22 protein-coding genes are annotated in these 25,333 nt (G+C 49.0%); 10 read left to right on the forward strand and 12 right to left on the reverse strand.

Going from position 1 to position 25,333, the window contains the following annotated elements:
* Positions 1–238: 238 nt before the first annotated feature.
* The 8 genes from pykF to ttrB all read right to left on the reverse strand — a co-directional run bounded on the left by pykF (position 239) and on the right by ttrB (position 11,480).
* Complete coding sequence (gene pykF / locus ABVN36_RS07480; RefSeq protein ID WP_000751447.1) at positions 239–1,651, reverse strand: pyruvate kinase PykF; 1,413 nt, start codon at positions 1,649–1,651, stop codon at positions 239–241.
* 401 nt (positions 1,652–2,052) lie between these two features.
* The gene (locus ABVN36_RS07485; protein ID WP_000756083.1) at positions 2,053–3,396 is read right to left on the reverse strand and encodes an APC family permease; all 1,344 of its coding nucleotides are present in this window, start codon (positions 3,394–3,396) and stop codon (positions 2,053–2,055) included.
* 21 nt (positions 3,397–3,417) lie between these two features.
* Complete coding sequence (locus tag ABVN36_RS07490; protein WP_001000508.1) at positions 3,418–4,311, reverse strand: proline iminopeptidase-family hydrolase; 894 nt, start codon at positions 4,309–4,311, stop codon at positions 3,418–3,420.
* 58 nt (positions 4,312–4,369) lie between these two features.
* Positions 4,370–5,107: a glutamine amidotransferase gene (locus tag ABVN36_RS07495; RefSeq protein ID WP_000697187.1), complete on the reverse strand. Its 738-nt coding sequence runs from the start codon at positions 5,105–5,107 to the stop codon at positions 4,370–4,372.
* A gap of 11 nt (positions 5,108–5,118) precedes the next feature.
* Positions 5,119–6,345: a PfkB family carbohydrate kinase gene (locus ABVN36_RS07500; RefSeq protein ID WP_023138168.1), complete on the reverse strand. Its 1,227-nt coding sequence runs from the start codon at positions 6,343–6,345 to the stop codon at positions 5,119–5,121.
* A gap of 322 nt (positions 6,346–6,667) precedes the next feature.
* Entirely contained in the window at positions 6,668–9,730 is a 3,063-nt protein-coding gene (gene ttrA / locus ABVN36_RS07505; RefSeq protein WP_023138169.1) for a tetrathionate reductase subunit TtrA, read from the reverse strand.
* A complete protein-coding gene (gene ttrC / locus ABVN36_RS07510) occupies positions 9,723–10,745 on the reverse strand; it encodes a tetrathionate reductase subunit TtrC (protein ID WP_000149766.1) in 1,023 nt (340 codons plus the stop codon). The genes ttrA and ttrC overlap by 8 nt, the downstream gene beginning before the upstream one ends.
* Positions 10,746–11,480, reverse strand: coding sequence for a tetrathionate reductase subunit TtrB (ttrB, locus tag ABVN36_RS07515; RefSeq protein ID WP_001527654.1), 735 nt, complete (start codon positions 11,478–11,480; stop codon positions 10,746–10,748). It lies immediately after the preceding gene.
* Between the two features lie 181 nt (positions 11,481–11,661).
* Here ttrB and ttrS point away from each other — a divergent pair, with 181 nt between their 5' ends.
* The 3 genes from ttrS to fumD all read left to right on the forward strand — a co-directional run bounded on the left by ttrS (position 11,662) and on the right by fumD (position 14,345).
* Positions 11,662–13,440 carry a tetrathionate respiration histidine kinase TtrS gene (gene ttrS, locus ABVN36_RS07520; protein ID WP_077908603.1) on the forward strand — a complete coding sequence of 593 codons (1,779 nt, stop codon included), beginning with the start codon at positions 11,662–11,664 and terminating at the stop codon, positions 13,438–13,440.
* The gene (gene ttrR, locus ABVN36_RS07525) at positions 13,415–14,035 is read left to right on the forward strand and encodes a tetrathionate respiration response regulator TtrR (protein ID WP_000190927.1); all 621 of its coding nucleotides are present in this window, start codon (positions 13,415–13,417) and stop codon (positions 14,033–14,035) included. The genes ttrS and ttrR overlap by 26 nt, the downstream gene beginning before the upstream one ends.
* 97 nt (positions 14,036–14,132) lie before the next feature.
* Positions 14,133–14,345, forward strand: coding sequence for a fumarate hydratase FumD (gene fumD / locus ABVN36_RS07530; RefSeq protein WP_000165779.1), 213 nt, complete (start codon positions 14,133–14,135; stop codon positions 14,343–14,345).
* Positions 14,346–14,466: 121 nt separating this feature from the next.
* Here fumD and mlrB read toward each other — a convergent pair whose 3' ends face one another.
* From mlrB to ABVN36_RS07550, 4 genes are all read right to left on the reverse strand, one after another.
* Positions 14,467–15,426 (reverse strand): transcriptional regulator MlrB, encoded by a 960-nt coding sequence (gene mlrB, locus ABVN36_RS07535; RefSeq protein WP_001060717.1) that lies wholly within the window; start codon positions 15,424–15,426, stop codon positions 14,467–14,469.
* A 171-nt stretch (positions 15,427–15,597) separates the two neighbouring features.
* On the reverse strand, positions 15,598–16,326 hold the full coding sequence (locus ABVN36_RS07540) for a MerR family transcriptional regulator (protein WP_000122320.1): 729 nt from the start codon (positions 16,324–16,326) through the stop codon (positions 15,598–15,600).
* 178 nt (positions 16,327–16,504) lie between these two features.
* Positions 16,505–17,143, reverse strand: a complete 639-nt coding sequence (locus ABVN36_RS07545) for a two component system response regulator (RefSeq protein WP_000666334.1) — start codon at positions 17,141–17,143, stop codon at positions 16,505–16,507.
* Between the two features lie 30 nt (positions 17,144–17,173).
* On the reverse strand, positions 17,174–19,936 hold the full coding sequence (locus ABVN36_RS07550; RefSeq protein ID WP_023138171.1) for a two component system sensor kinase: 2,763 nt from the start codon (positions 19,934–19,936) through the stop codon (positions 17,174–17,176).
* A 400-nt stretch (positions 19,937–20,336) separates the two neighbouring features.
* On the opposite strand from ABVN36_RS07550, the gene spiC reads away from it, so the two are divergent.
* The 7 genes from spiC (at position 20,337) to sscA (ending at position 25,331) form a co-directional block, all read left to right on the forward strand.
* On the forward strand, positions 20,337–20,738 hold the full coding sequence (gene spiC / locus ABVN36_RS07555) for an SPI-2 type III secretion system protein SpiC (RefSeq protein ID WP_001562740.1): 402 nt from the start codon (positions 20,337–20,339) through the stop codon (positions 20,736–20,738).
* Position 20,739: 1 nt separating this feature from the next.
* Positions 20,740–22,233, forward strand: coding sequence for an SPI-2 type III secretion system protein SpiA (gene spiA, locus ABVN36_RS07560; RefSeq protein WP_000261287.1), 1,494 nt, complete (start codon positions 20,740–20,742; stop codon positions 22,231–22,233).
* Positions 22,214–23,425: a SctD family type III secretion system inner membrane ring subunit SsaD gene (gene ssaD / locus ABVN36_RS07565; RefSeq protein WP_020898724.1), complete on the forward strand. Its 1,212-nt coding sequence runs from the start codon at positions 22,214–22,216 to the stop codon at positions 23,423–23,425. The genes spiA and ssaD overlap by 20 nt, the downstream gene beginning before the upstream one ends.
* A gap of 7 nt (positions 23,426–23,432) precedes the next feature.
* Positions 23,433–23,675 (forward strand): YscE family type III secretion system co-chaperone SsaE, encoded by a 243-nt coding sequence (gene ssaE / locus ABVN36_RS07570; RefSeq protein ID WP_000210204.1) that lies wholly within the window; start codon positions 23,433–23,435, stop codon positions 23,673–23,675.
* Positions 23,676–23,937: 262 nt separating this feature from the next.
* Positions 23,938–24,264, forward strand: coding sequence for an SPI-2 type III secretion system chaperone SseA (sseA, locus tag ABVN36_RS07575; protein ID WP_000972855.1), 327 nt, complete (start codon positions 23,938–23,940; stop codon positions 24,262–24,264).
* Positions 24,265–24,270: 6 nt separating this feature from the next.
* Positions 24,271–24,861, forward strand: coding sequence for an SPI-2 type III secretion system translocon protein SseB (gene sseB, locus ABVN36_RS07580; protein ID WP_000094418.1), 591 nt, complete (start codon positions 24,271–24,273; stop codon positions 24,859–24,861).
* On the forward strand, positions 24,858–25,331 hold the full coding sequence (gene sscA, locus ABVN36_RS07585) for a SycD/LcrH family type III secretion system chaperone SscA (protein ID WP_000711023.1): 474 nt from the start codon (positions 24,858–24,860) through the stop codon (positions 25,329–25,331). The genes sseB and sscA overlap by 4 nt, the downstream gene beginning before the upstream one ends.
* Positions 25,332–25,333: the final 2 nt, after the last annotated feature.

Below are 25,333 nucleotides of genomic sequence, written 5' to 3' on the forward strand. Positions count from 1 at the left end.
AATATTTTTTTGATGGGAATGCACTTATTTTTGATCGTTCGCTCAAAGAAGCATCGAAATGCATGAAAGTCCCTAAAAAACCGAAAGAAAACAGGGGGCTTCCATCGGATTCTTCTTAGATAATCCGCAATTAGATAGTAAAATCCGATTTGATTTTTTTATTAATAGTGGCTATCGATTAAATAAAAAAAGCGCCGGAAGGGCGCTTTTTTAAACAAATTAATTCACACAACAATTATTACAGTACGTGAACAGAGGCGGTGTTAGTGGTGCCGCTTGGAACCAGCGCGCCGGAGACCATTACTACGACGTCGCCTTTCTGGGCGAGGCCGCTTTGCAGGGCGACATCTTTGCCCAGACGGTAGAAATCATCAGTAGAATTGATTTCTTTCACCAGCTGCGATACCACGCCTTTGCTCAGTACTAACTGACGGGCGGTCACTTCATTGGTGGTCAATGCCAGGATGGTGGCGTCCGGGAAGTATTTGCGCACGGCGCGAGCGGATTTACCGCCCTGGGTCGCTACCACGATCAGCGGCGCTTCCAGTTTTTCGGCGGTTTCTACCGCACCGCGGCATACCGCTTCCGTAATGCGCAGTTTACGGCTGTCGTTGTTGTAGTCCAGACGGCTGTTCATGACGCGGTCGGTACGTTCGCAGATGGTCGCCATGATAGAAACGGCTTCCAGCGGGTATTTCCCTTTTGCGGATTCGCCGGACAGCATAACCGCATCCGTACCGTCGAGGATGGCGTTCGCAACGTCGCCTGCTTCTGCGCGGGTCGGACGCGGGTTTTTGATCATAGAATCCAGCATCTGAGTCGCGGTGATCACGACTTTACGTGCGCGGATACATTTTTCGATCATCATTTTCTGCGCAAAAATCACTTCTTCAACCGGGATTTCTACGCCCAGGTCGCCACGCGCAACCATGATGCCGTCGGAAGCTTCGAGAATTTCATCGAAGTTGTTCAGGCCTTCCTGGTTTTCGATCTTAGAGATAATCTGGATGTTTTCGCCGCCGTGGGCTTTCAGATGCTCGCGAATTTCGACAACGTCAGAACGTTTACGGATAAAGGACGCCGCAACAAAGTCAACGCCCTGTTCGCAACCGAAGATCAGGTCCTGTTTGTCTTTTTCAGCCAGCGCCGGCAGCGCAATAGAAACGCCCGGCAGGTTAACGCCTTTGTTCTCGCCCAGATCGCCGTTGTTCAGCACCTTACAAATGACTTTATTGCCTTCGATGGCGGTCACTTCCATACCGATCAGACCATCGTCAACCAGGACGGTGTTGCCAACGCTCAGGTCGCTGGTGAAGCCTTCATAGGTGACGGCAACGATTTCATTATTACCGACCACGGATTTGTCGGTGGTAAAAGTAAAGGTTTGACCCGCTTTCAGCGAAACGTCGTTACCGCCTTCCAGTTTAATGGTGCGGATTTCTGGTCCTTTAGTATCAAGCAGAATAGCGGCTTTTTTACCAGTTTTGCTCATCACGTTGCGCAAATTCTGGATACGCTGACCGTGTTCTGCATAATCGCCATGAGAGAAGTTCAGACGCATCACGTTCATGCCCGCGTCCAGCATTTTGCTTAACATCTCTTCGGATTCGGTTTTCGGACCGATAGTACAAACAATTTTCGTCTTTTTCATGACAGTCTTAGTCTTTAAGTTGAGGAGGATATGGAAATCTGGCTTCGGGCGCGCACGGCCCGGAAGCTAAGCCTGTGTTGCTAAAGTGATGATGCCTCGCTCTAAGGATAGGTGACATCGAAAGAGCGTGCAGAGGAATGTGTGCTCGCGTTTCAGCCCAACGGGAAGGGGATAATTTTAGTCGTTGAGTTTTACAGTCCAATGCGCTGAAACCATTCAAGAGACAATTGGCGCGCATTATACGCTGAAATTTACAAAAAAGGAAAATGAAAACCCTGTTTCAAAAGACATCTGTGCAGATCCACAACGGTTTGTTATTACGCTGTTTACGATGTCGCTGGCGATGACGCCGCCCGAACAGGGGCGGCGTTGCGCAACAGCGGGTGTTGTTGCGCATAATGTCAATCGAGCAACTTTTTGCCTTCCAGGTCGATGGCGATGTTTTGGTTGTGTGCTTTTCGATAGCACAGAATCGCTATCCCGATGGCCGCCCAGCTAATTCCGAGTATCAGAGCGTGAATGTTCATGTTTAAACAGACGTAGCCGATGACGATCATCCCCATGATCGGCGAAATAACATGGGCGAAAATGCGCCGCTGGGCTTTCATCCGGAAATTGAACAGGATAAACACACACAGGTTCACGACAAAAAAAGCGAAAAGCGCGCCAAAGTTCACCAGCGTGGAGATAGATTCAATCTTGCCGGAAAAGAGGTAGCTGAGCAGCAGGGTGACGCCGCCGGTAAACAGAATGGCATAATCCGGCGTTTTACGCGTGGTATGGACGTGAGCGAGGAAGGCGGGCAACATTCGGTCGCGCCCCATTGAAAATAACACTCTGGACACCGCCGTTTGCGCGGTAATAATGTTGCCGACGGCGCACACAAACGCCACAATGATGGAAAACGCCACTTTGAGCCAGATACCGCCAACGTTGCCGGCAATGGTGAAAAATGCTTCATTCGTCGCATTACCTTCCGCGAAGCGGTCGACATTACCGGTGGCGAACGCCGCAAACGCCACAACGATAATAAACAGTACCGTCGCCAAAACTAACGCCAACAGCGTTGCTTTACTGACGGCGCGTCCCCCGCCTTCGCTTTCTTCACTTAATGTACTGATAGCGTCAAAGCCGAGAAAGTTCAGCGCCGCCACCGAAATCGCCGTCGCGATGAGCCCTGGGGTGAACCACTGTGAATCGAAAAAAGGCCGGAAGGAAAGCGTTATCTGACTACTGTCCAGCATCAACAGACGGACAATGAGTAGCACGAAAATCGCCAGAATACCGAGTTGAATAAAGACCAGTAACTTATCAAATTTCGCCGTTTGCTGTATCCCGAGATAGTTGACTCCGGTGCCAATAGCCACATAAATCAACGGCCAGACCCAGACCGGGATTTGCGGTAAAATAGCGTGGACCGCGACACCGCCCAGCACAGCTACGAGCGTAGGGAACAAAAGATAATCCAGCAGTAATATCCATCCGGTCAGAAACCCTACGGCGGGATTAATGCATACGCCAGCATACGCATAGGCCGAACCCGACGAGGAGATATGCTGCGATAAGGTAGAGTAGCTGTACGCGGTAAAAAACATCGCGATAGCGCCAATAATATAAACCAGCGCAACCATACCGTGCGAAAGATTATAAACGACGCCATAAAGAGAGACTGGTGCGATAGGCACCATAAACACCAGACCATAAAGCACTAAATCGGTAAGAGACAATTTTTTGACTTTTTTCATGATAAATACCTTAATGGCTTTTTATGCCAGATCGCGTAAAAACGCGCTTACCGCTGCGAGGCAGGGCGCGATATTTTCTTCATGCGGGTTATGGCTGCTGCCAGGAATAGTGACCGCGCGGCAGTCTGAAATGTGAGAGAGCAGCGGAGAGACGACGCGCTCGGTTGCCTGATCGTTTTCGCCGCGTAGTACCAGAACAGGACAGCGTATCTGGCACAAATGGGGCGTAATATCCCAGTCGGCAAGTTTGCCATTTGCCGCCAGTTCATTGGTTCCCCATAAAATGTGATAACCCGTAGGGTCGGCGGCGAACTGCGCATTAGATCGCTGAACATGAACGGCTTCTTCCGCGAGGGTATAAACGTGTCTGGCATAATAAGCGACCAGCTGTTCCGGTGGGTTTTGATAAATGACGGCGGGCATAATGACGTTTTTGATATCGTCATCGGACATTGGCGTCAGAGCGTTAAAGAGCCGTATGGCTTCCTGTTGCCACAGGGCGATACTGGCCGGCGAACTGGCCAGTATCGTCCCGCGAAGCCCGGCAGGCTGTAAGCAGGCGTGCTCTGCGGCAAGCATTCCGCCCCAGGAATGTCCCAGTATCGAATACCCGTGTCCAATACCCAGGTGATGAATTAATTGGGTTAATTGACGGAGATAACGCGCAATAGTCCAGAAAGACGCGTCAGCATGAGGAAAATGCGTTGAACGACCGCAGCCATATTGATCGTAAAATATTACCATGCGCCCATCATCAGCCAGACGGCGATAATTTAATAAATAATCAAAGCCGCCAGAAGGGCCGCCATGAAGGATAATGAGCGGCGTGAGTAATGATTTTCTGTCTCCATAAATCCGATAGCTTGTCAATATGTTTTCAGAAAACATTTCGCCATAGAGATAAGTATCATTCATATTCTTAATGACTCAGTGTGTGGCAGGGTAGGCGAAATTTATATTCGCCTGGGTAATATTATTTTTTTATTGTGTGTAAAACATTACACCAGAAGGTGGCGTAATGTTCCCATTGCAGAAACTGCGGGCTTCCCCAGTGCGGCGAACAATCACTGGCAAAGCAACATACTTTCCCTTTATGGTAAGTACCCATAACTAACAGTGGATCGCCATTAATTTCAGCAAGGACCTGACTATTTTCTTTGGCGATAAGCTTGTTATAGCCCAATAGCGGCGGCCATTCGCTAAATGGCTGGGTAATAACATGCTCTACCGCAGTATTTACTGCTTTACATCCTTGCGGTAGTTCTACGCGGTCATCTACATCCAGCATATCAACCGGCAATACCTCCGCCAGAACCGTATTTTTATAATTGGCTTTTGCTTCTATTCCCGTAAAGGATAAATACCCGCCGATCATCAACAGACCGCCGCCCTCAGCAACATAATCGGCGATAAGTTGTAATGCATCAGGAATAATGTCCATATTATAAAACGTTCTGTTTTGTAGCAGGAACGTATTGCTACCGATATCACTGATGACGATCGCATCATAGCAGGCTAATGCTTCGGCGGTTTGTGGAAAACGAGTTTGCACAATATGGGCAGGCATGTAGTCCACATCGATATTACCCTGGCGTAAGCAGGATAATAAATAGTCTGCGCCTTCTTCATATTTGCTCGATGTAAAGCTATCAAAACCTTTAGAGTGAATCATATGAATGTGCCAGGATTCGCCAATAAATAAAATTTTCATTATGTCACCTGTTAATTAATGTGAATGACTTTATTAGATTGGGTACGCATTCGATGTAAAACCTGCAAGTGCTGAGGCATACTCGACGCACCGACTTGTTCCACCGCCAGAGAAGCGAAAGCGGAGGCATATTGAATGGCTGCGACCATATCTGCTTGTCGCGCCAGCGCGGCGGCTAAGGCGCCATTAAAAGCGTCACCGGCCCCAGCGGCATCTTTTACCACGGCGCTCCACGCAGGAATATACAACGTGCGGGCGTGCTCACAGAGCAGAGAACCACGGGCGCCAAGGGTAATAATGACTTTTTTCACCCCGGATTGCAGAATAATATTTCCGGCTTTTTTCGCATCATTAATATCAGTAATGGTTACGCCGGATAAAAAAGAGGCTTCAGTTTCATTCGGCGTGATGATGTCAATATCAGATAATAAATGCGTCACCTGTTTCGTATAGGGGGCAGGATTCAGCATGATCATTTTATTTTCTTGTTTGCCCAGGTGAATAAATTCAGTCAACGCTTCAATGTTCGTTTCGAGCTGCATTAACATAACGTCAGACTCGGCGACATAACGGTGTTGCTCGTTAATCTCTTGCGTGGTGAGCATCATATTGGCGCCAGGGTAGATGGCGATAATATTATCGCCATCCACGGCGGAGACATAGATCAATGCGCTACCGGTGGGCGCTTTATCTGTTTGATACGCGCTGTATGAGGTGATGCCTGATTGAATAATATGATTCATAGCAAATGCGCTGAACTGATCTTTACCCACTTTAAAAATAAAATGTGCCGCAGCGCCGGCATTGTTTGCCGCTAAAGCCTGGTTGGCTCCTTTACCGCCAGGATAGAATCCAAATTGACTGGCCAGAATGGATTCTCCGCTTTGTGGAAACCACGGCACGGTTGCTGAAACATCAATATTGAAGGAGCCTAAAACACACACCTTGCCTGCTTTTTTTGTGTTTTCCCGGCGCAGTTTTGCATCCTGATGGATTGGCGTGGCGATAGTGCTGGAGATATCAATCTTATTTTCAGTGATAAGCTTACTCAGCGCGTCACGGTTTAAAATCCCTCCGCCATAGCAACGCTGAAGCATACCTGATTTCTGGAAATAGCGTAGATCGGAACGAATAGTCTCCTGGCTAACCTTATAAAGGTCTGAAAGTTTACTGACGCTAACACTATTATCCTTTATCAGTAAATTAATGATGGCATGACGTCTTTCTTCTTTAAACATATTGCCTCCGGGTAGTGAGTTGAATTGTATTTATGGCAATGTTGTCATGCGGTGAATTCAATCACAGATTATGCGGTCAACCGGAAGTAACCCCAAATGAATGTCAATAATCAGAAGCGCAGTCAATGTGTTAAATATTAATTGCTTACAGAAGGGGAAAATAGTTTTGTGAGTGTTGTCATATATTTTCTATGTAATATGGCGGGGTGAACGTAAAATAGTTGGGCTTGCACGATTCAGTGAGTATATGCAGCCGGACAGCGTTCGCTTATCAGTCGCTACCCTCGACGAAATAAGACGATATCGCTCTCCGGCCCTGGGGTTATATACGCTCGATTTTTGCCGGCAGCCCCTGACGTACTGCCGCACCGGAAACCCAGTCGAGCCAGGTATTGGTAATGGTTCTTGTCGGATCGGCAAAGCCCAGATCGTTAAGATTTATGCCTGCCCTGATTTGTGGATCATACGGCATAGGCACGCCGTCCAGAGAGTGCTGCGTTGCGCCCATCTCGCGGTGGCCATATCCGTGTTCGATGGCGATGACGCCTGGCATCACGCCATTTAACAAACTGATTTGCGCCACGACCTGACCGCCCGGCGTAATGATCCGTACCCGATCGCCATGTTGCAGTCCATAACGCTCGCCGTCTTGCGGATTCAGCGCCACCAGGTTTGCTGGCTTCACATGGTGTAAGCGCGGGATGACGGCTGTTGAGCTGGACATGGTATTTGATTTAAATGAAATCAGTTTCAGCGGCCATTGCCCAATGGGAAACTGGTCGTCAATCGCACGACCATCTGACAAACGCGCCGGATACCAGACCGGGCAACCGCTGAAACGCTCCCCGGTGATGGCGTGACGGTGGGCGGCGACATCTGCATTCCAGATCTGTAAGGGTTTTTTCCACGCGTTACCTAACCGTTGCTCCGTATAGCCGCTATCCTCGGGCGCAAACCGGCCGCCACGCGAGTAGATAAACGCCACGCGACCGACCTCATCAGCTTTAAGCGTGTGCTGAATTGCTGGCAGAATGCGGCTGACGCCGGTAAGCGAAATATCTTCCTGATTTGCCAGCGCGACCGGCGTCTTGCCCATAAAGGCGATATTAGCGGCTACGCGCAGATAGAAGTCTTCCGCCCGGTTCAGTGGAAAAGTATTGCCCTGCGGATCGGTTATCGCCCGGTCGCCGAAGCCGGGCAGATGGAGCCGTTTTGCTACCGCAATACAAAATGCTTCCATTGAGACAGGTTGCCCGTCCGCCGTTCGGTGAGTGGCGGGGGCGACAACCGGCCAGCGGGCGGTAGTGGCTTTACTGGCTACGCCGCCCCAGGGTGCCGTAAAGCCCCAGCTCTCAAAATTGTGCGTATCCGGCACAATGTAATCCGCCAGCGCCGTCGTTTCATTCATAAAGGCGTCAATCGCGATAAAGAGCGGCAGTCGGCGAGGGTCTTTTAGCTTTTCTTCCGCCACGGCGCGTAGACCGGGAACACCGTAAAACGGGTTGCTCATATTGGAAATCCAGGCTTTAAGCGGATAAGGATAGCCTTCGAGCGCGGAGGTCAACAGTTCGGTAAGCTGGCCTGCCACAAAGGGATACCACGGCGCTTTGGCTGGATAAGGGGATTGCCCGCCGGCAATTTTGTCGCGGTATTCTTCCGATGCTTCATAAGCGGTTTTGCTACGGGCAATACTTAACCCTGACGGTTTCACTTTTCCGGCAAAACTGTTCATGTTGTAGCGGGGGCCGTCGCTAACGCCGTTGAATTTGCCGCCGCCGACAAAGACGCCGCCGGACAAGCTGAGGTTGCCGATCAGCGCGTTAAGCATCATGACCGACCAGGCGTTATAAAACCCATTGCCGGCCATCATGCCGCCGTGACTGATGACCGCAGCTTTACGTCCGTGACTGGTAAAGGTTTCCGCCAGCGCGATAATTTGCGCTTCCGGCACGCCGCACTGTTCGCTGTATTGCGCCAACGAGAGCTTTTCTGCCGCCTCTTTCAAGCGTTGCAACCCGCTCTTCACCGTGACCCGCTGGCCGTCGGCGAGCGTAACGTACTGCGTCACGAAAAGCCGTGCCTGTCGGCAAGCGGATGCATCGACCAACTCGCCGTCGGTATTCAGTACGACAGGGGTCTCTTCGCCATCGGGCGTAAGATGGCGCAGCGTCAGGTGTTGTCCGGCAAGCGTCGGCAGTTCATCCGCAATGACCAGGTGCGTGGCGTTGGTCCAACTTTGCTCGCCGGCCTGCTGCATCGCCTGTACGCCGGGAATCGCCAGATAATCAGCATTATAACGTTGATTATCCATGATCCAGCGGATCATCCCCATTGCCAGCGCCGAATCGCTGCCGGGCATGACCGGTTGCCAGCGACCGCGAGGATCGGCGAGCACCGTTGATAAGGGGAGGGCGGGGGCGACCACGACGTATTGAAAATTCTCACGCAGCCGGGCGCTCGCCAACTGACGCGCCTGGCGTTTAAAGGGATTACCGGACTGTGCCGGGGAGGTGCCCATAAAGAGCGCAAACTCCACGTTTTCCCAGTCGGGTTTGACATGCGGGTTTTTATCCAGATCGCCCATCAGCGCCCCGGAGCCGGCCCGGTAAGCTAGTCCACAGTAGGCGCCATGCGCGCCGAAATTCTTGCTGCCGAAGCTATTTAGCGCAAAACGACGCAGAAACGCATCGCGGCCTTCGTCGCTGGTATTCGTGACCAGTAACTGATTGGTTTTGGGCCCGAAACTGGGATGCTTTGCGTCAATTGGCGTATCCGGCGCATGAATAGCGCGCAGTCCGTCCACATGACCTTCGCCAAACAGATCGCCGCCTTCCACGACTTCTTCAATAAGCTGCTCAAAGCTGATGCGCTGCCATTTCCCTTCGCCACGTTTACCCACGCGTTTCATTGGTTCAAGCAGTCGCAGCGGACTGTACAGGCTTTCCAGCAGCGTGGCGCCGCGCGCGCAGGCGGTTGAGCGGGCGTCAAGACCGCTTTCTCCCGCCAGTTGCTCCATGGCTTCGCTAAAAGGGACGGACGAGTCAATCGGGTGTTCCTGCGACAAGGGGTGATAGGGATTGCCGGCGATGCGTATCACTTTGCCATCGGCATTAACCCGGGCGCGGATACCGCACTGTGTCCAACAGCCGAAGCATTGCGTCATGGCGATGGTTTGTTGTGGATTTTGCTGCCAGTGCGTTTGCGCCTGCGCCTCCGGAATTAACGCATTGCCAAAGATGCGGTCGCGCGTTACCTTGCCGGATGTCCCGTTTAACAGGCCATCAATTGCGCGTTTCGCCACATCACGGTAGCTCAGACCAAAAGTGACCATCCCACCGACGGCGAGACCGACTTTTAGCCACTGACGACGGGTTAAATTAGCCATGTTGTAATCTCCTGGTGAGTCCGTTCAGCGTTTCACGAATAATAATCAGTAGCGCTATCCACAGGCCGAAGGTGCCGAGAATAGCCAGCCAGCCATCCGTTCCGCCTGGTAACGAGTAAGGGTTAAATTGCGCGTTGAACTTGGGGACGGTTTGTACCTGAATCAACAATGTCCAGCGCATCAGCCAACATAGCGCCAGCGCGCTCAGAACCAGCAGGACGCGTCTTAGTTGCGATAACGGATGACGTAGCGCCAGGCTACAGAACAGCAGCGTGAATACCCACAGCGCTAGCCAGCCGACAGCGTAATATTTGGCTGACAGGGCGACGGTAATCCACTGACGGATTGCCGTGCCGGAAAGCGTATCGCCGCTGACCCACATGGCCACCACCAGACCCAGCGCCGCCAGCGTCCAGAGTTGTCCCCACAGTATTTTTGGCAGCCTTACCGAGTCGCGTCGGGCGGCGACAATCATCAGCGCGAAGAACGCCTGTAAGGCGCTAAGAAACATCGCCACGGGGAAGGCATAGCTAAACCAGATTGGGCGCGCCAGCACAACGGAGACTTCGCGGCCGGTATAAATCAACAGGCCCACCGCGCAAAGCGCGCTGGCTAACGCCAACCATTTAGTGACGTTGTAACTTTTATTGAATAATCGTTTTATCTGCTGCGCCAGGAACCACAGAGCGAGAAATCCGGTAAACAGCGGCAGGAACAACGCTCCCCAGGGCATCCACGACCAGGGCGTCGGCCAGGCATAGAAATGCCAGACGCGGGCGGTCTGGTGCAGATCCGCCGTCAGCGCCAGCGGTGCGGTAATCGCACAGGTAATGGCAATCAGTAATGCCCGATTTTCTTCTGTTGCGGCGTCTTTTTTCCGCCAGTGAAGATAACAGGCAAACAGTGCGGCGCAGGCGGCAATGCCAATAAAAAAGAAATATTGTACCGCCCACGGCAGCCAGCTAATGTCCTGCGGGTGAGCCAGCACTTCTTCAATGATGAGTGAATGCGTCATTCAGACCTCCTGCCAAAGCGCGGGCTGCGCACGGCCCATTAATGGGGTGACAAAGGCGTCGTCCAGACCCAGGTAGAAAACATGGGGCGACGTGCCGTTTTCCGGCTTTAATACCTTGATAGCGTCGCGATGTTGATGAAGCATGGTGGAGATGCGGCTATGGGGATCTTTGATATCGCCAATAATACGCGCGCCGCCGACGCAGGACTCTACGCAAGCGGGTAACAGTCCGGCTTCCAGACGATGGACGCAAAACGTGCATTTATCGGCAGTTTGCGTTTCATGATTGATAAATCGGGCGTCGTAAGGACACGCCTGGACGCAATAGGCGCAGCCGACGCAGCGTTTGTTATCCACCACCACAATGCCATCTTCCCGCTGAAAGGTGGCTTGTACCGGGCAGACCGGCACGCAGGGGGGGTTATCGCAATGGTTGCACAGACGCGGCAATAGCACATTCGTGACTTCCTGACTACCTTCACGCTGGACCTGGTATTGGTTCACGGTCGTACGAAACGCGCCCTGCGGCGTTTGGTTTTCAATAGTGCAACTTACGGTACAGGACTGACAGCCGATACAACGCCGCAGGTCGATAAGCATGGCGTAACGGTGTCGGGGAGAGCCTTCATGCCGCTCCGGCGAAAAAGGAAATTTCGCTTCAGCCAGCGGAACCAGCGAGGCGCCAGCGGTCAGGACGCCGAGCTGCTGGAGAAATTGCCGTTTACTGCTGTCCATATTGACTCCCGTCCACATTGCCAACAATGAAACATTTGTCACGATGTTGGTTCATGTGTAATGAATAAAAAATGTTGATGATTTACAGTGTAAAAATCGAGACGGGGTGCACTCTATTGTGGTTAACCACATACCCGGCTTGTTGTTGATCTAAAACAACATAATTGACAGGGATATTGGGGTGAGAGGTAAAACCGTAAGGCGCCTGGCGGTGTTGGCGGCAGTAGGGCTACTTTGTCATGGCGCGTGGGCAGGGACGTGGAATATCGGTATTCTGGCCATGCGCGGCGAGGCGTCTACGCGCAGCCACTGGCAACCGTTGGCAAAGACATTAAGCCAACAGCTTCCAGGCGAAACCTTTCACATCCAGCCGCTGGATCTGCATCAAATGCAGGAGGCCGTTAACCAGGGAACCGTGCAGTTTGTGATAACCAACCCGGCGCAATTTGTCCAACTGAACAGCCATGCGCCGCTGCGCTGGTTAGCTTCCCTGCGCTCCACGCGCGATGGGAAAGCGGTGAGTAATGTTATTGGCAGCGTGATTTTGACCCGGCGCGATAGCGGCATCACCACGGCGCATGATCTCATCGGTAAGACAGTCGGCGCGATTGATGCTCAGGCATTTGGCGGCTATTTATTAGGCTATAAAGCGCTCAGCGACGCGGGCTTACGCCCGGAGCGCGATTTTCATCTTCGTTTTACCGGATTTCCTGGCGATGCCTTAATCTATATGCTGCGCGAAAAAGCGGTGCAGGCGGCAATTGTGCCAGTGTGTCTGTTAGAAAATATGGATCAGGAAGGATTGATTAATAAAAAGGACTTTATCGCGCTGCTTTCCCGACCGACGCCCCTGCCTTGCTTAACCAGTACGCCGTTATATCCTGACTGGTCGTTCGCGGCGCTACCTGCGGTAAGCGATGCGCTGGCGGATCGCGTAACGCGAGCGCTATTCAACGCGCCCGCCGCCGCGTCATTTCACTGGGGCGCGCCAGCGTCGACCAGTCAGGTGGAAGCGTTGCTGCGTGATGTTCGTCAGCACCCTCAGCAGCGTCGACTGTGGCTGGATGTCAAAAGTTGGTTAATCCAGCACCAGCTAATGGTCGGCGGCGTGATTCTGGCGTTCCTGTTGCTCGCGCTCAATTATATTTGGGTCATGCTGCTGGTGCGTCGACGTGGAAAGCAACTGGAACGTAATAGCGTAGTCCTTCATCAGCATGAGCGGGCGCTGGAAACCGCCCGGCAAATGAGCGTGTTGGGTGAAATGACCTCCGGGTTTGCCCATGAGCTTAATCAGCCGCTTTCCGCGATTCGACATTATGCCCAGGGGTGCCTGATTCGACTGCGCGCTGCAGATGAACAGCATCCCTTGCTGCCGGCGCTGGAGCAGATTGACCAGCAGGCGCAACGCGGTGCGGATACTCTGCGTAACCTGCGTCACTGGGTCAGCCAGGCGCAGGGCAACCCGGTGCTAACCGAAGCGTGGAAGGCCATAGCCATTCGCGAGGCGATTGATCATGTCTGGCAATTGTTGCGTATGGCGCAACAGTTTCCGACAGTGACTCTGCATACCGAGGTTAGCGCTGCGCTGCGCGTAACGCTGCCGTCAGTGCTGCTGGAACAGGTGCTGGCGAATATCATTCTTAATGCGGCTCAGGCGGGCGCCACCCATTTATGGGTCGTTGCTGAACGCACTGAAAACGGCATCAGTATCGCTTTACAGGATAACGCCGGGGGAATCGATGAGGCGCTATTACGTCAGGCGTTTCAGCCGTTTATGACCACCCGTAAAGAGGGGATGGGCTTAGGGCTGGCGATTTGCCAGCGGCTGGTGCGGTATGGGCGGGGCGATATCAGCATCAGGAACCAGACCGCGCCGGACGGTCTGTCGGGAACGGTGGTCACGATACATTTCTTACATGAACATGGGGGCAGGGATGGCGACAATTCATCTACTGGATGATGATACGGCGGTCACTAACGCGTGCGCGTTTTTACTGGAAAGTCTGGGATATGACGTAAAATGCTGGACGCAGGGGGCGGATTTTTTGGCGCAGGCCAGTCTGTATCAGGCCGGGGTCGTATTACTGGATATGCGAATGCCGGTACTGGATGGGCAGGGCGTTCATGATGCGTTGCGCCAGTGCGGAAGTACCCTGGCGGTTGTTTTTCTTACCGGGCATGGCGATGTACCGATGGCCGTGGAGCAGATGAAACGCGGCGCCGTCGATTTTCTGCAAAAACCGGTATCGGTAAAACCGCTACAGGCGGCGCTGGAGCGTGCGCTGACGGTTTCATCGGCAGCGGTGGCGCGCCGTGAGATTATACTGTGTTACCAGCAGTTGACGCCGAAAGAGCGTGAGCTGGCCAGCCTGGTGGCAAAAGGGTTTATGAACCGTGAAATTGCGGAAGCGATGAATATCGCGGTGCGTACCGTAGAGGTGCACCGCGCCAGAGTCATGGAAAAAATGCAGGCCGGTAGCCTGGCGGAACTGATTAGGCGTTTCGAAAAAATGGCCTCGCCAGAGACCAGAATACGAACAACGTATGAGCCATGAATAATAAACTGCGTTATTTCTTTGATTTGCATCAAATTTTGTTTAATTGAGAAGACTGTTATATTCTGTTGGTTTGAGCTGGCGACGAGTAAAACGTATGACAAAACCGACAAAAGATGACGAACTGTACCGCGAGATGTGCCGGGTGGTGGGCAAGGTCGTGCTGGAAATGCGCGATCTGGGGCAGGAGCCTAAATATATTGTTATTGCGGGCGTGTTAAGAACCGCGCTGGCGAATCAACGCATCCAACGTAGCGCGTTAGAAAAACAGGCGATGGAAACCGTGATTAACGCTCTGGCGCGGTCATAGCCGCTATCAGGGTGGAAACAGTCTGTTGGCAATAACGAAATGACAGTGGGCATCGTCTTTGAATCGTCGCGATTGTCACCATGGCGGGCTGGTTACCCGCCGTTAGCGATGCGCAGGGTTATCAGGTGATGGCTAAGCGCAGCCCTAATGTATCAGGGTACGGCTCAAAATAATTCTGGCTGCGTAGATAGTCATCCGGATGTTCCGCCAGATAGTGCTTCAGCAGCGTTAACGGTGCCAGGATAGGTAGTCGGCCCGCCCGGTAGCCGAGAATCACCTCGCGTAATTCCGCGCGTTGCCTGCTGTTCAACGCGCGGTGAAAATAGCCCTGGATATGCATCAGCACATTGGTGTGATTTTTACGTGAAGCGGGGTGGCGCAGGATAGCCATCAGTTTTTCTCTGTATCGGACAAAGAAGGCATCCAGATCGTCCCACTCATGCAGACGCGCGACGAAAGGGCCAATTTCGCGGTAGCCGGCCTGGTGGTGGGCGAGAAGCTGAAGTTTGTATCGGCTATGAAACGCGAGCAAACTGTGACGACTCAAGCCCTGCGCGCGTAGCGCATTTAATTCATGTAGCGCGAAGATACGTGCGATGAAATTCTCGCGTAGTACCGGATCGTGCAGGCGACCATCTTCCTCTATCGGCAGCCAGGGATATTTGTCCATCATCGCGGCGGTAAACAGCCCCGTGCCAGCTTTGCGGCCCCTGTTACCCTTTTCATCATACAGGCGAACGCGCTCCATTCCGCAACTGGGCGATTTTGCACACACAATAAACCCCGCCAGTTCGCCTATTGTTGGCAGAAACCGATCGGCAAAGGCATTCATTCGCTCGGTGACGTCATCGTGCGGGGCATGGCTATAGCGCATCCGAATGTCGCCACAGGTCGTCTGGATAAGACGCAGCGCAGGGCGAGGCACGGGCAGGCCGATCGCCACCTCCGGACAGATCGGTTTGTAGGCCACCCACGGCGCCAGAGAGTTCATGACAAAATCCATACGCTTATGTCCGCCATCAAAGCGTACCGCGGCGCCAGTCAGACATCCGCTAATGCCGACTACGGGTTTGTTATTCATGATTCCCCCTTATTGAAAGTACGACGACTGACGCCAATGGCGCAAAATGTTATCTCACGCTGATTTAAAACTTACACAACTTTGTTTTTTTGTCTAAGTTTTCGCGGAGATTTTTTTGATGTACTTAAATATCAATAAGATAGAGTGAGGGGAAGAAATCTATTTCAGCGCTTATAGTGTGATAACCTCCAGCGAAGCGACCACGTTGCGCCACTGGGCAAGCTGTTTTTTCTGCCCGGCAGTGAGCTTGCCGGTGGTCACCAGGAACCATTTTCTCTGGGCGAACAGCTCGGGCGCCAGAACGGCTGGTGGAGAGGGAAGCACATTGAGCCGCAGCTCTTGTCCGGTACGAGTCAACGCTTCCAGCCAGATTTCACAGTGATCCGAGAGATGCCATCCGCTAATAAAAGCATTGTTGCCAGGCGCTTTTCTGTCGCCTTCAAGGCAAAAAGAGGTGTAGGCAATAATGATGCCATCCAGTATTTCGCGCAGCGTCATCACGGCGGGAAGATGCGCGGACACTTTGCTGCGCAACGGACGCAATAAATGGGTCACCAGTTCTGCGCGGGGATATTCCCGGCCACAGTCATAAATCAACTGCCGCAGCGCGTCAATTCGCCCTTCGTGGAGATGTTGAAGCATCGTCTCCTGAATCGTTATCCAGTTATCGCCCAGGCGAATGACCGGACGCGACAGTAAGGGTTTGACCTGGCTTATCGGTACGCCTTTTCTCACCCAGTCGAGGATGCTAAGCGCTTGTCGAATATCGTCATCGCTGTATAAGCGATGCCCGCCATCAGTACGCTGCGGTTTCAATAAACCATAGCGTCGCTGCCATGCCCTTAGCGTGGCGGCATTGATACCGCATAGTCTGGCAAATTCGCCGATAGAATACGACATGGTAAAGCCCGTTAAATAAGGGGATTCTACTATATCATGATTAAATGAAGACTAAGGTAGTGATAAATGGTGCGGCATACCAGGGCATCCGTATGGATTTTGTCGATGATGAGCAATACTGCGTGGCGTAAGGCTCATCAAAATATGACCAATGCTTAATACCATCGGATGCCCCTGGTTAATACTCTATTAACCTCATTCTTCGGGCGCAGTTAAGTAACTCTGTCACTTTATGAACCTGTAGCTTTCTCATCATATTCATCCGATGTGTTTCGACGGTTTTTATACTGATATGTAGCTTTTCGCTGATCCCATGATTGGTATACCCCTCGTCAATAAGTTTAAGAACCTGACGCTCGCGCAAAGTAAGCAGTTGATGATTGGTCGTGTCAGCCTTTAATTCAGCCAGGATAGCTTCCCGATTCAACGTCGGGTCAATGTAACGCTTGTTTACTGCGACTGTTTGCAATGCCGCTAACAGAACTTGCTGACTACTGCTTTTTAAAACATAGCCATTAGCACCTGCGGCTAAAGTTTTAATGGTCATATACTCTTGTTGGTATGCTGTGTAAACCAGAATATTCATTGCTGGCCAACGCTGATGTAATTGAGGAATGATATCCAGGCCATTGATGCCAGGTAAGCTAAGATCAAGGATAAGTATGTCAGGCTCGTATGCGCAACAGGCATTATAAACCTCAAGACCATTTTTAACATGCTCTACAATTTTAAAATGAGGCCAGGGTAATAAGGCATTCATAATGCCGTTAATGATGATTTCATGATCGTCTACTAATAAGATCTTATATTCTTTCATTTTGCTGCCCTCGCGAAAATTAAGATAATATTAAGTAATGGTGTAGTTTTTGAAGATCATACGTATTTTCTGGCGTAAGTCGGTTAGTTCCTCCAGCGCGATGATTTTCCCCATTTTTACGCGATTCTCAATGTCTATGACATAGCATACCAATTCAGTCTGCCCTATTTGACCTAAACAGCCTTTTAATGTGTGAATTAACTGATCGATTTTTTGTCCAGCCGATACGGCATTTTCAATATCAGCCAGCAAGAGGTCCAGTGATTGGAAAATCTTGCTATTAATGACCATATCATCTGTCGCCAGTAGCGCTGAGCAGCGACTTGGATCCTGCTCCTGTAGCTCTATATTTCGTAAAAGTTGGTATTCTGCGGCAATACTGATATAGCGAGCTAAGGTAGCCAACGTCACTGGTTTGGTAATGTAATGATGAATCCCATTTTTTTTACAACGATGAATATCTTCTGTCGCTACGCTAGCGGATAGCGCCACAAACATGCAGTCAGGATCTAAATTATTCGGCTCATCGTGCCATAATTGTACACATTCAATACCATCTATTTCTGGCATTCTAATGTCAAGCAGTACTAAATCGAATCGTTGCTGTTGTGATAAAGTCAGAGCCTCGTTACTACTGGCGGCAATAGTGACGTGTTGGCCCAGGCTGACAAGCATTTTGCCGATGATATCCCGATTAATATCGGCATCATCAACCAAAAGAATCTGCAACTGCCAGGGTGGTAACAAATTATTTATTACTGGTATATTTGGTGTACACAATATTAACTGTTGCGCCAGGTCGTAGAGTTTTCCGGGGAAATACAAAAGCTCTGCGTTGAGAAGCGCATTTTGCTGGTGGGGTGGTTCACCGCGTATTCCCCAGCAAGCCAGTTGCCGATGCAGGCAGAACGGCGCTGACAGCGTCCCTTTAATTGGTTGAGGCGGCTGGTATTCTTGTAAGGGTAATACTAGCGAGACACAGGTTCCAACCCCGGGGACACTTTTTAGTGTCAGATTACCGCCCATCATTTTAGCCAGGCTTGACGCAATAGTCAGTCCAATTCCTGTACCTTGCGAATTTGTGTCTGCTTGATAAAAAGCAGTAAAGATTTGAGACTGCTGCTGTATTTCAATCCCTTTACCGCTATCGCTAACCAGAAATATTAATTGTTCCTCATGACGCTTGACCGTCAGACGTATCCCTCCGGTTTCGGTAAATTTTACCGCGTTCCCGAGTAAATTAACCAAAATTTGCCGTAAACGGATACTGTCGGTATGAAAATAGAGAGGGACATGTTGACCGACAAAAGTACGTAATGACAACTTCTTACTTTGCGCCGGCCCCTGGATGGTTTGCATTGTCTGGTCCAGTAACGGCAGTAACGCTGTTTCTTCCATATGTAATGTGAAATGACCAGACTCGATGCGTGAAAAATCCAGCAGATTATTAATAATAGCTAACAAAGACAGTGTACAATTCCTGGCGGTATCAGCTAATCCTTGCTGCTCTATGTTTAAAGGGGTGGTTTGTAATAATTCAATCGCACCGAGTACGCCATTCATCGGAGTACGTAACTCATGACTTATTACCGTAAGATGAATGCTTTTACGTTTGTTAGCTTGCTCAGCGCGTTTTTTTGCTTCATTTAGCGCCTGGGTGCGCTCTGCGACTTTGTTTTCCAGATTGTCGTATTGGACTTGTAGAGTATCAAGCAGTTGGTTAAAAGCACCGGCAATACTATCTAATTCATCCAGTCGTTGTGCTGGTAAACGTGTGCTCAGCGGTGCAGTTGCGGCTTTATTAATGACATCGACAAAACGCCATAACGGTTTGGCCAGTGAGCGATGTAGTAACCAGCAAAAAGCCGACGTCATCAACACCAATGCTGTTAATGTAAAGGGGATTTGTTGAAGGATAATTTTTAAGATGCGATTATGTAGATTACCGTATGGGTACAGCGTAACCAGACTCCATCCGGGGCCATGCAAGGTTGTGCGTAATATCAGAAATCCGGGAATTTGCTGCCATCCATCATGCAGCGTTACATTTTCTAACTGTGTACGTATTTTTTGCGGGATGTATGAAAACGGCAATAAGTGGTTGTTTTGATCCAGCCATACTCGAATACTATCATCTAATGGTAGGTGGCTCTTAGTAATGAGATCGGGAAGTTTAACCGTCACCCCAAAAAATACGCCTTGCTGATCGGCAACCGCAACGGAAGCGTGCCATCCTTTGCCGTTTATGTATTCTGGTTCACTCCAGTAAAACCCGGCATGGGTTGGGTATAAAGGAAAGCTTTTTCGCGTTAAAGGCTGTAGAGTTGAATAATCTGAAGGGTTATCAGTAGATAATAACGAAATCTCATTTTTATGGTTAAGAATAAAACTATCGCGACGAAAGCTTTTTTCATCGATATCAGAGGACTGCAGAAAGAGACGGTGCTTCTCTCCGTTTAGCGTCGGCGTGCAATTTGAAGGACCGACAGAAAGATGCCGGCTCACCTCAGGGAAAATATCGTTATGATGAATCTCAGACGCTAATGAGCATTGATACATTAAATTTTTAGCGTCACGTTCAGCCTCTTCAAACTGTTGATTGCTTAGTACAATATTCATCTCGGATAGAACGGATAAGTCCTCTATTATATGCTGCCGTTTCTGAACCATTGATATATAAGCTGCGGTAAGCACAGATAGCAGCCAAATAATTATTGTTGTTAATAAAAATAAAAAAGTTAGCCTGATTACTAAAGATGTTTGCAGCGTATTCTTGAGATTGAGCAAATTCATAATGCTTTCCTCCAGTTGCCTGTTGCAAAATCTTTGGCACTTGATCACTATCGCAGTACATATAGTTTCATCAGAAGATTAATCGATGGTGTTATCATTAGGAAGATAAATTTCTTCATATATAACCCAGTCGATGACTACAATTACTTTTTAATAAGGTGGCGATGTAAAAACATCGTAACAGTTTATTTAATAAATAATTTTTCAAATTGTAATTTTTTATGTCAATGCTGAAAGTGTAATTGTGAATTTATCGGAAAATCCGAATGATAGAATCGCCTGTGACAAGGTATATGTAGACAGCATCCTGATATTGTACAAGAAGAGTATAGTCGAAATAAATGTGAATCAGGCTTTTTACGGATGTGGTTGTGAGCGAATTTGATAGAAACTCCCATTTATGTCTGAGGAGGGATTCATGCTGGCAGTTTTAAAAGGCATTCCATTAATTCAGGATATCAAGGCCGAAGGTAATAGCCGATCCTGGATAATGACTATTGATGGGCATCCTGCCAGAGGAGAAATTTTCTCAGAAGCATTTTCTATTTCTTTGTTCTTAAATGACCTGGAAAGCTTACCTAAGCCTTGTCTTGCCTATGTGACACTACTGCTTGCAGCACACCCGGACGTCCATGATTATGCTATACAGCTCACAGCGGATGGGGGATGGTTAAACGGTTATTATACCACAAGTAGTAGCTCTGAGCTTATTGCTATTGAGATAGAAAAACACCTGGCTTTAACTTGCATTTTAAAAAATGTAATACGCAATCACCATAAACTTTATTCGGGTGGGGTATAAAATGGTAGTAAATAAACGTTTAATCTTAATTTTACTATTTATACTCAATACAGCAAAGAGTGATGAGTTATCATGGAAAGGTAATGACTTCACCCTTTATGCCAGACAAATGCCATTAGCAGAGGTTTTACATCTGCTCTCAGAGAACTATGATACGGCTATTACTATTAGCCCATTGATAACAGCTACATTTAGTGGGAAAATTCCGCCTGGACCACCGGTCGATATTTTGAATAACCTGGCAGCACAATATGATTTGCTTACCTGGTTTGATGGCAGCATGTTATATGTATATCCTGCATCGTTATTAAAACATCAGGTTATCACTTTCAATATTTTATCTACTGGACGGTTCATTCATTACTTACGCAGCCAGAATATCCTTTCATCACCGGGATGCGAGGTTAAAGAAATTACCGGTACCAGAGCTGTGGAGGTGAGCGGTGTTCCCAGCTGTCTGACTCGTATTAGTCAATTAGCTTCAGTGCTGGATAATGCGTTAATCAAACGAAAAGACAGTGCGGTGAGTGTAAGTATATACACGCTTAAGTATGCCACTGCGATGGATACCCAATACCAATATCGCGATCAGTCCGTCGTGGTTCCAGGGGTCGTGAGTGTATTGCGTGAGATGAGTAAAACCAGCGTACCGGCGTCATCGACGACCAATGGTTCACCCGCTACACAGGCATTGCCCATGTTTGCTGCCGACCCACGCCAGAATGCAGTGATCGTTCGTGATTATGCGGCCAATATGGCCGGGTATCGGAAACTCATCACAGAATTAGATCAACGCCAGCAGATGATAGAGATTTCGGTGAAAATTATCGATGTTAATGCTGGAGATATTAACCAGTTAGGCATCGACTGGGGAACGGCAGTGTCGCTGGGTGGCAAGAAAATTGCGTTCAATACAGGTTTGAATGACGGTGGCGCTAGCGGTTTTTCAACGGTAATCAGTGATACCTCAAACTTTATGGTGCGTTTGAATGCCCTGGAAAAAAGCTCTCAGGCTTATGTACTTTCCCAGCCATCTGTGGTGACTTTAAATAATATCCAGGCTGTGCTGGATAAAAATATTACTTTCTATACCAAACTGCAGGGAGAAAAAGTGGCTAAACTTGAATCCATCACTACGGGTTCTTTGTTGCGCGTTACACCTCGCTTGTTAAATGACAATGGCACGCAAAAAATAATGCTTAATCTTAATATTCAGGATGGACAACAAAGTGATACGCAAAGCGAAACAGATCCGCTACCCGAAGTGCAAAATTCTGAAATTGCTTCGCAAGCCACATTATTAGCCGGACAGAGTCTATTGCTGGGAGGATTTAAACAAGGTAAACAAATCCACTCGCAAAACAAAATCCCTTTATTGGGCGATATTCCTGTCGTAGGCCATTTGTTTCGCAATGATACGACTCAAGTACATAGTGTAATCAGGCTGTTTTTGATTAAAGCCTCAGTAGTAAATAATGGCATATCTCATGGTTAATCCAAAGAACTCCTGGAAAATACGTTTTTTAGGTCACGTTTTACAAGGCCGGGAAGTATGGCTGAATGAAGGTAACCTGTCACTGGGGGAGAAAGGATGCGATATTTGTATTCCGCTTACTATAAATGAAAAAATCATTCTGAGAGAACAGGCAGATAGTTTATTTGTTGATGCCGGGAAAGCCAGAGTTAGAGTTAATGGCCGCAGATTTAATCCAAATAAGCCGCTACCATCCAGTGGGGTTTTGCAGGTTGCGGGAGTGGCTATCGCGTTTGGTAAACAGGATTGTGAACTTGCTGATTATCAAATACCCGTTTCCAGATCAGGCTACTGGTGGTTGGCTGGTGTATTCTTGATTTTCATCGGTGGAATGGGTGTCCTGTTAAGTATTGGCGGTCAGCCTGAAACGGTAAATGATTTACCTTTGCGGGTTAAGTTTTTATTAGACAAAAGCAATATTCATTATGTGCGGGCGCAATGGAAAGAAGATGGAAGCCTGCAGTTGTCCGGTTATTGCTCGTCAAGCGAACAGATGCAAAAGGTGAGAGCGACTCTCGAATCATGGGGGGTCATGTATCGGGATGGTGTAATCTGTGATGACTTATTGATACGAGAAGTGCAGGATGTTTTGATAAAAATGGGTTACCCGCATGCTGAAGTATCCAGCGAAGGGCCGGGAAGCGTGTTAATTCATGATGACATACAAATGGATCAGCAATGGCGTAAGGTTCAACCATTACTTGCAGATATTCCCGGGTTATTGCACTGGCAGATTAGTCATTCTCATCAGTCTCAGGGGGATGATATTATTTCTGCGATAATAGAGAACGGTTTAGTGGGCCTTGTCAATGTTACGCCAATGCGGCGCTCTTTTGTTATCAGTGGTGTACTGGATGAATCTCATCAACGCATTTTGCAAGAAACGTTAGCAGCATTAAAGAAAAAGGACCCCGCTCTTTCTTTAATTTATCAGGATATTGCGCCTTCTCATGATGAAAGCAAGTATCTGCCTGCGCCAGTGGCTGGCTTTGTACAGAGTCGCCATGGTAATTACTTATTACTGACGAATAAAGAGCGTTTACGTGTAGGGGCATTGTTACCCAATGGGGGAGAAATTGTCCATCTGAGTGCCGATGTGGTAACGATTAAACATTATGATACTTTGATTAACTATCCATTAGATTTTAAGTGAGTGGAAAATGACAACTCTGACCCGGTTAGAAGATTTGCTGCTTCATTCGCGTGAAGAGGCCAAAGGCATAATTTTACAATTAAGGGCTGCCCGGAAACAGTTAGAAGAGAACAACGGTAGGTTACAGGATCCGCAGCAATATCAGCAAAACACCTTATTGCTTGAAGCGATCGAGCAGGCCGAAAATATCATCAACATTATTTATTATCGTTACCATAACAGCGCACTTGTAGTGAGTGAGCAAGAGTAAAGTAAAAATATCTTAGAGCTTATCCCACCAGGCGTTATTGGCGCAGCCAGCCTGGACACGGACAGCGCGCAAAAACCGGAGCGTACACGTAGTACGTGAGGTTTGACTCGCTACGCTCGCCCTTCGGGCCGCCGCAAGCGGCGTTCAAAACGCTAACGCGTTTTGGCGAGCACTGCCCAGGACCAAAATGGCAAGTAAAATAGCCCTAATGGGATAGGCTCTTAGTTAGCACGTTAATTATCTATCGTGTATATGGAGGGGAATGATGATAAAGAAAAAGGCTGCGTTTAGTGAATATCGTGATTTAGAGCAAAGTTACATGCAGCTAAATCACTGTCTTAAAAAATTTCACCAAATCCGGGCTAAGGTGAGTCAACAGCTTGCTGAAAGGGCAGAGAGCCCCAAAAAGAGCAGAGAGACAGAGAGTATTCTTCATAACCTATTTCCACAAGGCGTTGCCGGGGTTAACCAGGAGGCCGAGAAGGATTTAAAGAAAATAGTAAGTTTGTTTAAACAACTTGAAGTACGACTGAAACAACTTAATGCTCAAGCCCCGGTGGAGATACCGTCAGGAAAAACAAAAAGGTAAAGCATAATGTCTTCAGGAAACATCTTATGGGGAAATCAAAACCCTATTGTGTTTAAAAATAGCTTCGGCGTCAGTAACACTGATACCGGGGGGCAGGATGACTTATCCCAGCAAAATCCGTTTGCCGAAGGGTATGGTGTTTTGCTTATTCTCCTTATGGTTATTCAGGCTATCGCAAACGATAAATTTATTGAAGTCCAGCAGAACGCTGAACGTGCCAGAAATACCCAGGAAAAGTCAAATGAGATGGATGAGGTGATTGCTAAAGCAGCCAAGGGAGATGCTAAAACCAAAGAGGAGGTGCCTGAGGACGTAATTATATACATGCGTGAACACGGTATTCTCATCGATGGTCTGACCATTGATGAATATATGGCTAAATATGGCGATCATGGGAAGCTGGATAAAGGTGGCCTACAGGCGATCAAAGCGGCTTTGGATAATGACGCCAACCGGAATACCGATCTTATGAGTCAGGGGCAGATAATAATTCAAAAAATGTCTCAGGAGCTTAACGCTGTCCTTACCCAACTGACGGGGCTTATCAGCAAGTGGGGGGAAATTTCCAGTATGATAGCGCAGAAAACGTACTCATGAAAAAAGACCCGACCCTACAACAGGCTCATGACACGATGCGATTTTTCCGGCGTGGCGGCTCGCTGCGTATGTTGTTGGATGACGATGTTACACAGCCGCTTAATACTCTGTATCGCTATGCCATGCAGCTTATGGAGGTAAAAGAGTTCGCCGGCGCAGCGCGACTTTTTCAATTGCTGACGATATATGATGCCTGGTCATTTGACTACTGGTTTCGGTTAGGGGAATGCTGCCAGGCTCAAAAACATTGGGGGGAAGCGATATACGCTTATGGACGCGCGGCACAAATTAAGATTGATGCGCCGCAGGCGCCATGGGCCGCAGCGGAATGCTACCTCGCGTGTGATAACGTTTGTTATGCAATAAAAGCGTTAAAGGCCGTGGTGCGTATTTGCGGCGAGGTCAGTGAACATCAAATCCTCCGATTGCGTGCAGAAAAGATGTTACAGCAACTTTCTGACAGGAGCTAAAA

Origin of the sequence: Salmonella sp. SJTUF15581, from assembly GCF_043356775.1 — a bacterium.
Classification (GTDB): domain Bacteria; phylum Pseudomonadota; class Gammaproteobacteria; order Enterobacterales; family Enterobacteriaceae; genus Salmonella; species Salmonella enterica.

What these genes read in the sequence shown, in the direction of transcription:
- pykF (WP_000751447.1), bottom strand. Translation starts at nt 1,651, where the DNA reads ATGAAAAAGACGAAAATTGTTTGTACTATCGGTCCGAAAACCGAATCC.
- ABVN36_RS07485 (WP_000756083.1), bottom strand. Translation starts at nt 3,396, where the DNA reads ATGAAAAAAGTCAAAAAATTGTCTCTTACCGATTTAGTGCTTTATGGT.
- ABVN36_RS07490 (WP_001000508.1), bottom strand. Translation starts at nt 4,311, where the DNA reads ATGAATGATACTTATCTCTATGGCGAAATGTTTTCTGAAAACATATTG.
- ABVN36_RS07495 (WP_000697187.1), bottom strand. Translation starts at nt 5,107, where the DNA reads ATGAAAATTTTATTTATTGGCGAATCCTGGCACATTCATATGATTCAC.
- ABVN36_RS07500 (WP_023138168.1), bottom strand. Translation starts at nt 6,345, where the DNA reads ATGTTTAAAGAAGAAAGACGTCATGCCATCATTAATTTACTGATAAAG.
- ttrA (WP_023138169.1), bottom strand. Translation starts at nt 9,730, where the DNA reads ATGGCTAATTTAACCCGTCGTCAGTGGCTAAAAGTCGGTCTCGCCGTC.
- ttrC (WP_000149766.1), bottom strand. Translation starts at nt 10,745, where the DNA reads ATGACGCATTCACTCATCATTGAAGAAGTGCTGGCTCACCCGCAGGAC.
- ttrB (WP_001527654.1), bottom strand. Translation starts at nt 11,480, where the DNA reads ATGGACAGCAGTAAACGGCAATTTCTCCAGCAGCTCGGCGTCCTGACC.
- ttrR (WP_000190927.1), top strand. Translation starts at nt 13,415, where the DNA reads ATGGCGACAATTCATCTACTGGATGATGATACGGCGGTCACTAACGCG.
- fumD (WP_000165779.1), top strand. Translation starts at nt 14,133, where the DNA reads ATGACAAAACCGACAAAAGATGACGAACTGTACCGCGAGATGTGCCGG.
- mlrB (WP_001060717.1), bottom strand. Translation starts at nt 15,426, where the DNA reads ATGAATAACAAACCCGTAGTCGGCATTAGCGGATGTCTGACTGGCGCC.
- ABVN36_RS07540 (WP_000122320.1), bottom strand. Translation starts at nt 16,326, where the DNA reads ATGTCGTATTCTATCGGCGAATTTGCCAGACTATGCGGTATCAATGCC.
- ABVN36_RS07545 (WP_000666334.1), bottom strand. Translation starts at nt 17,143, where the DNA reads ATGAAAGAATATAAGATCTTATTAGTAGACGATCATGAAATCATCATT.
- ABVN36_RS07550 (WP_023138171.1), bottom strand. Translation starts at nt 19,936, where the DNA reads ATGAATTTGCTCAATCTCAAGAATACGCTGCAAACATCTTTAGTAATC.
- spiC (WP_001562740.1), top strand. Translation starts at nt 20,337, where the DNA reads ATGTCTGAGGAGGGATTCATGCTGGCAGTTTTAAAAGGCATTCCATTA.
- spiA (WP_000261287.1), top strand. Translation starts at nt 20,740, where the DNA reads ATGGTAGTAAATAAACGTTTAATCTTAATTTTACTATTTATACTCAAT.
- ssaD (WP_020898724.1), top strand. Translation starts at nt 22,214, where the DNA reads ATGGCATATCTCATGGTTAATCCAAAGAACTCCTGGAAAATACGTTTT.
- ssaE (WP_000210204.1), top strand. Translation starts at nt 23,433, where the DNA reads ATGACAACTCTGACCCGGTTAGAAGATTTGCTGCTTCATTCGCGTGAA.
- sseA (WP_000972855.1), top strand. Translation starts at nt 23,938, where the DNA reads ATGATGATAAAGAAAAAGGCTGCGTTTAGTGAATATCGTGATTTAGAG.
- sseB (WP_000094418.1), top strand. Translation starts at nt 24,271, where the DNA reads ATGTCTTCAGGAAACATCTTATGGGGAAATCAAAACCCTATTGTGTTT.
- sscA (WP_000711023.1), top strand. Translation starts at nt 24,858, where the DNA reads ATGAAAAAAGACCCGACCCTACAACAGGCTCATGACACGATGCGATTT.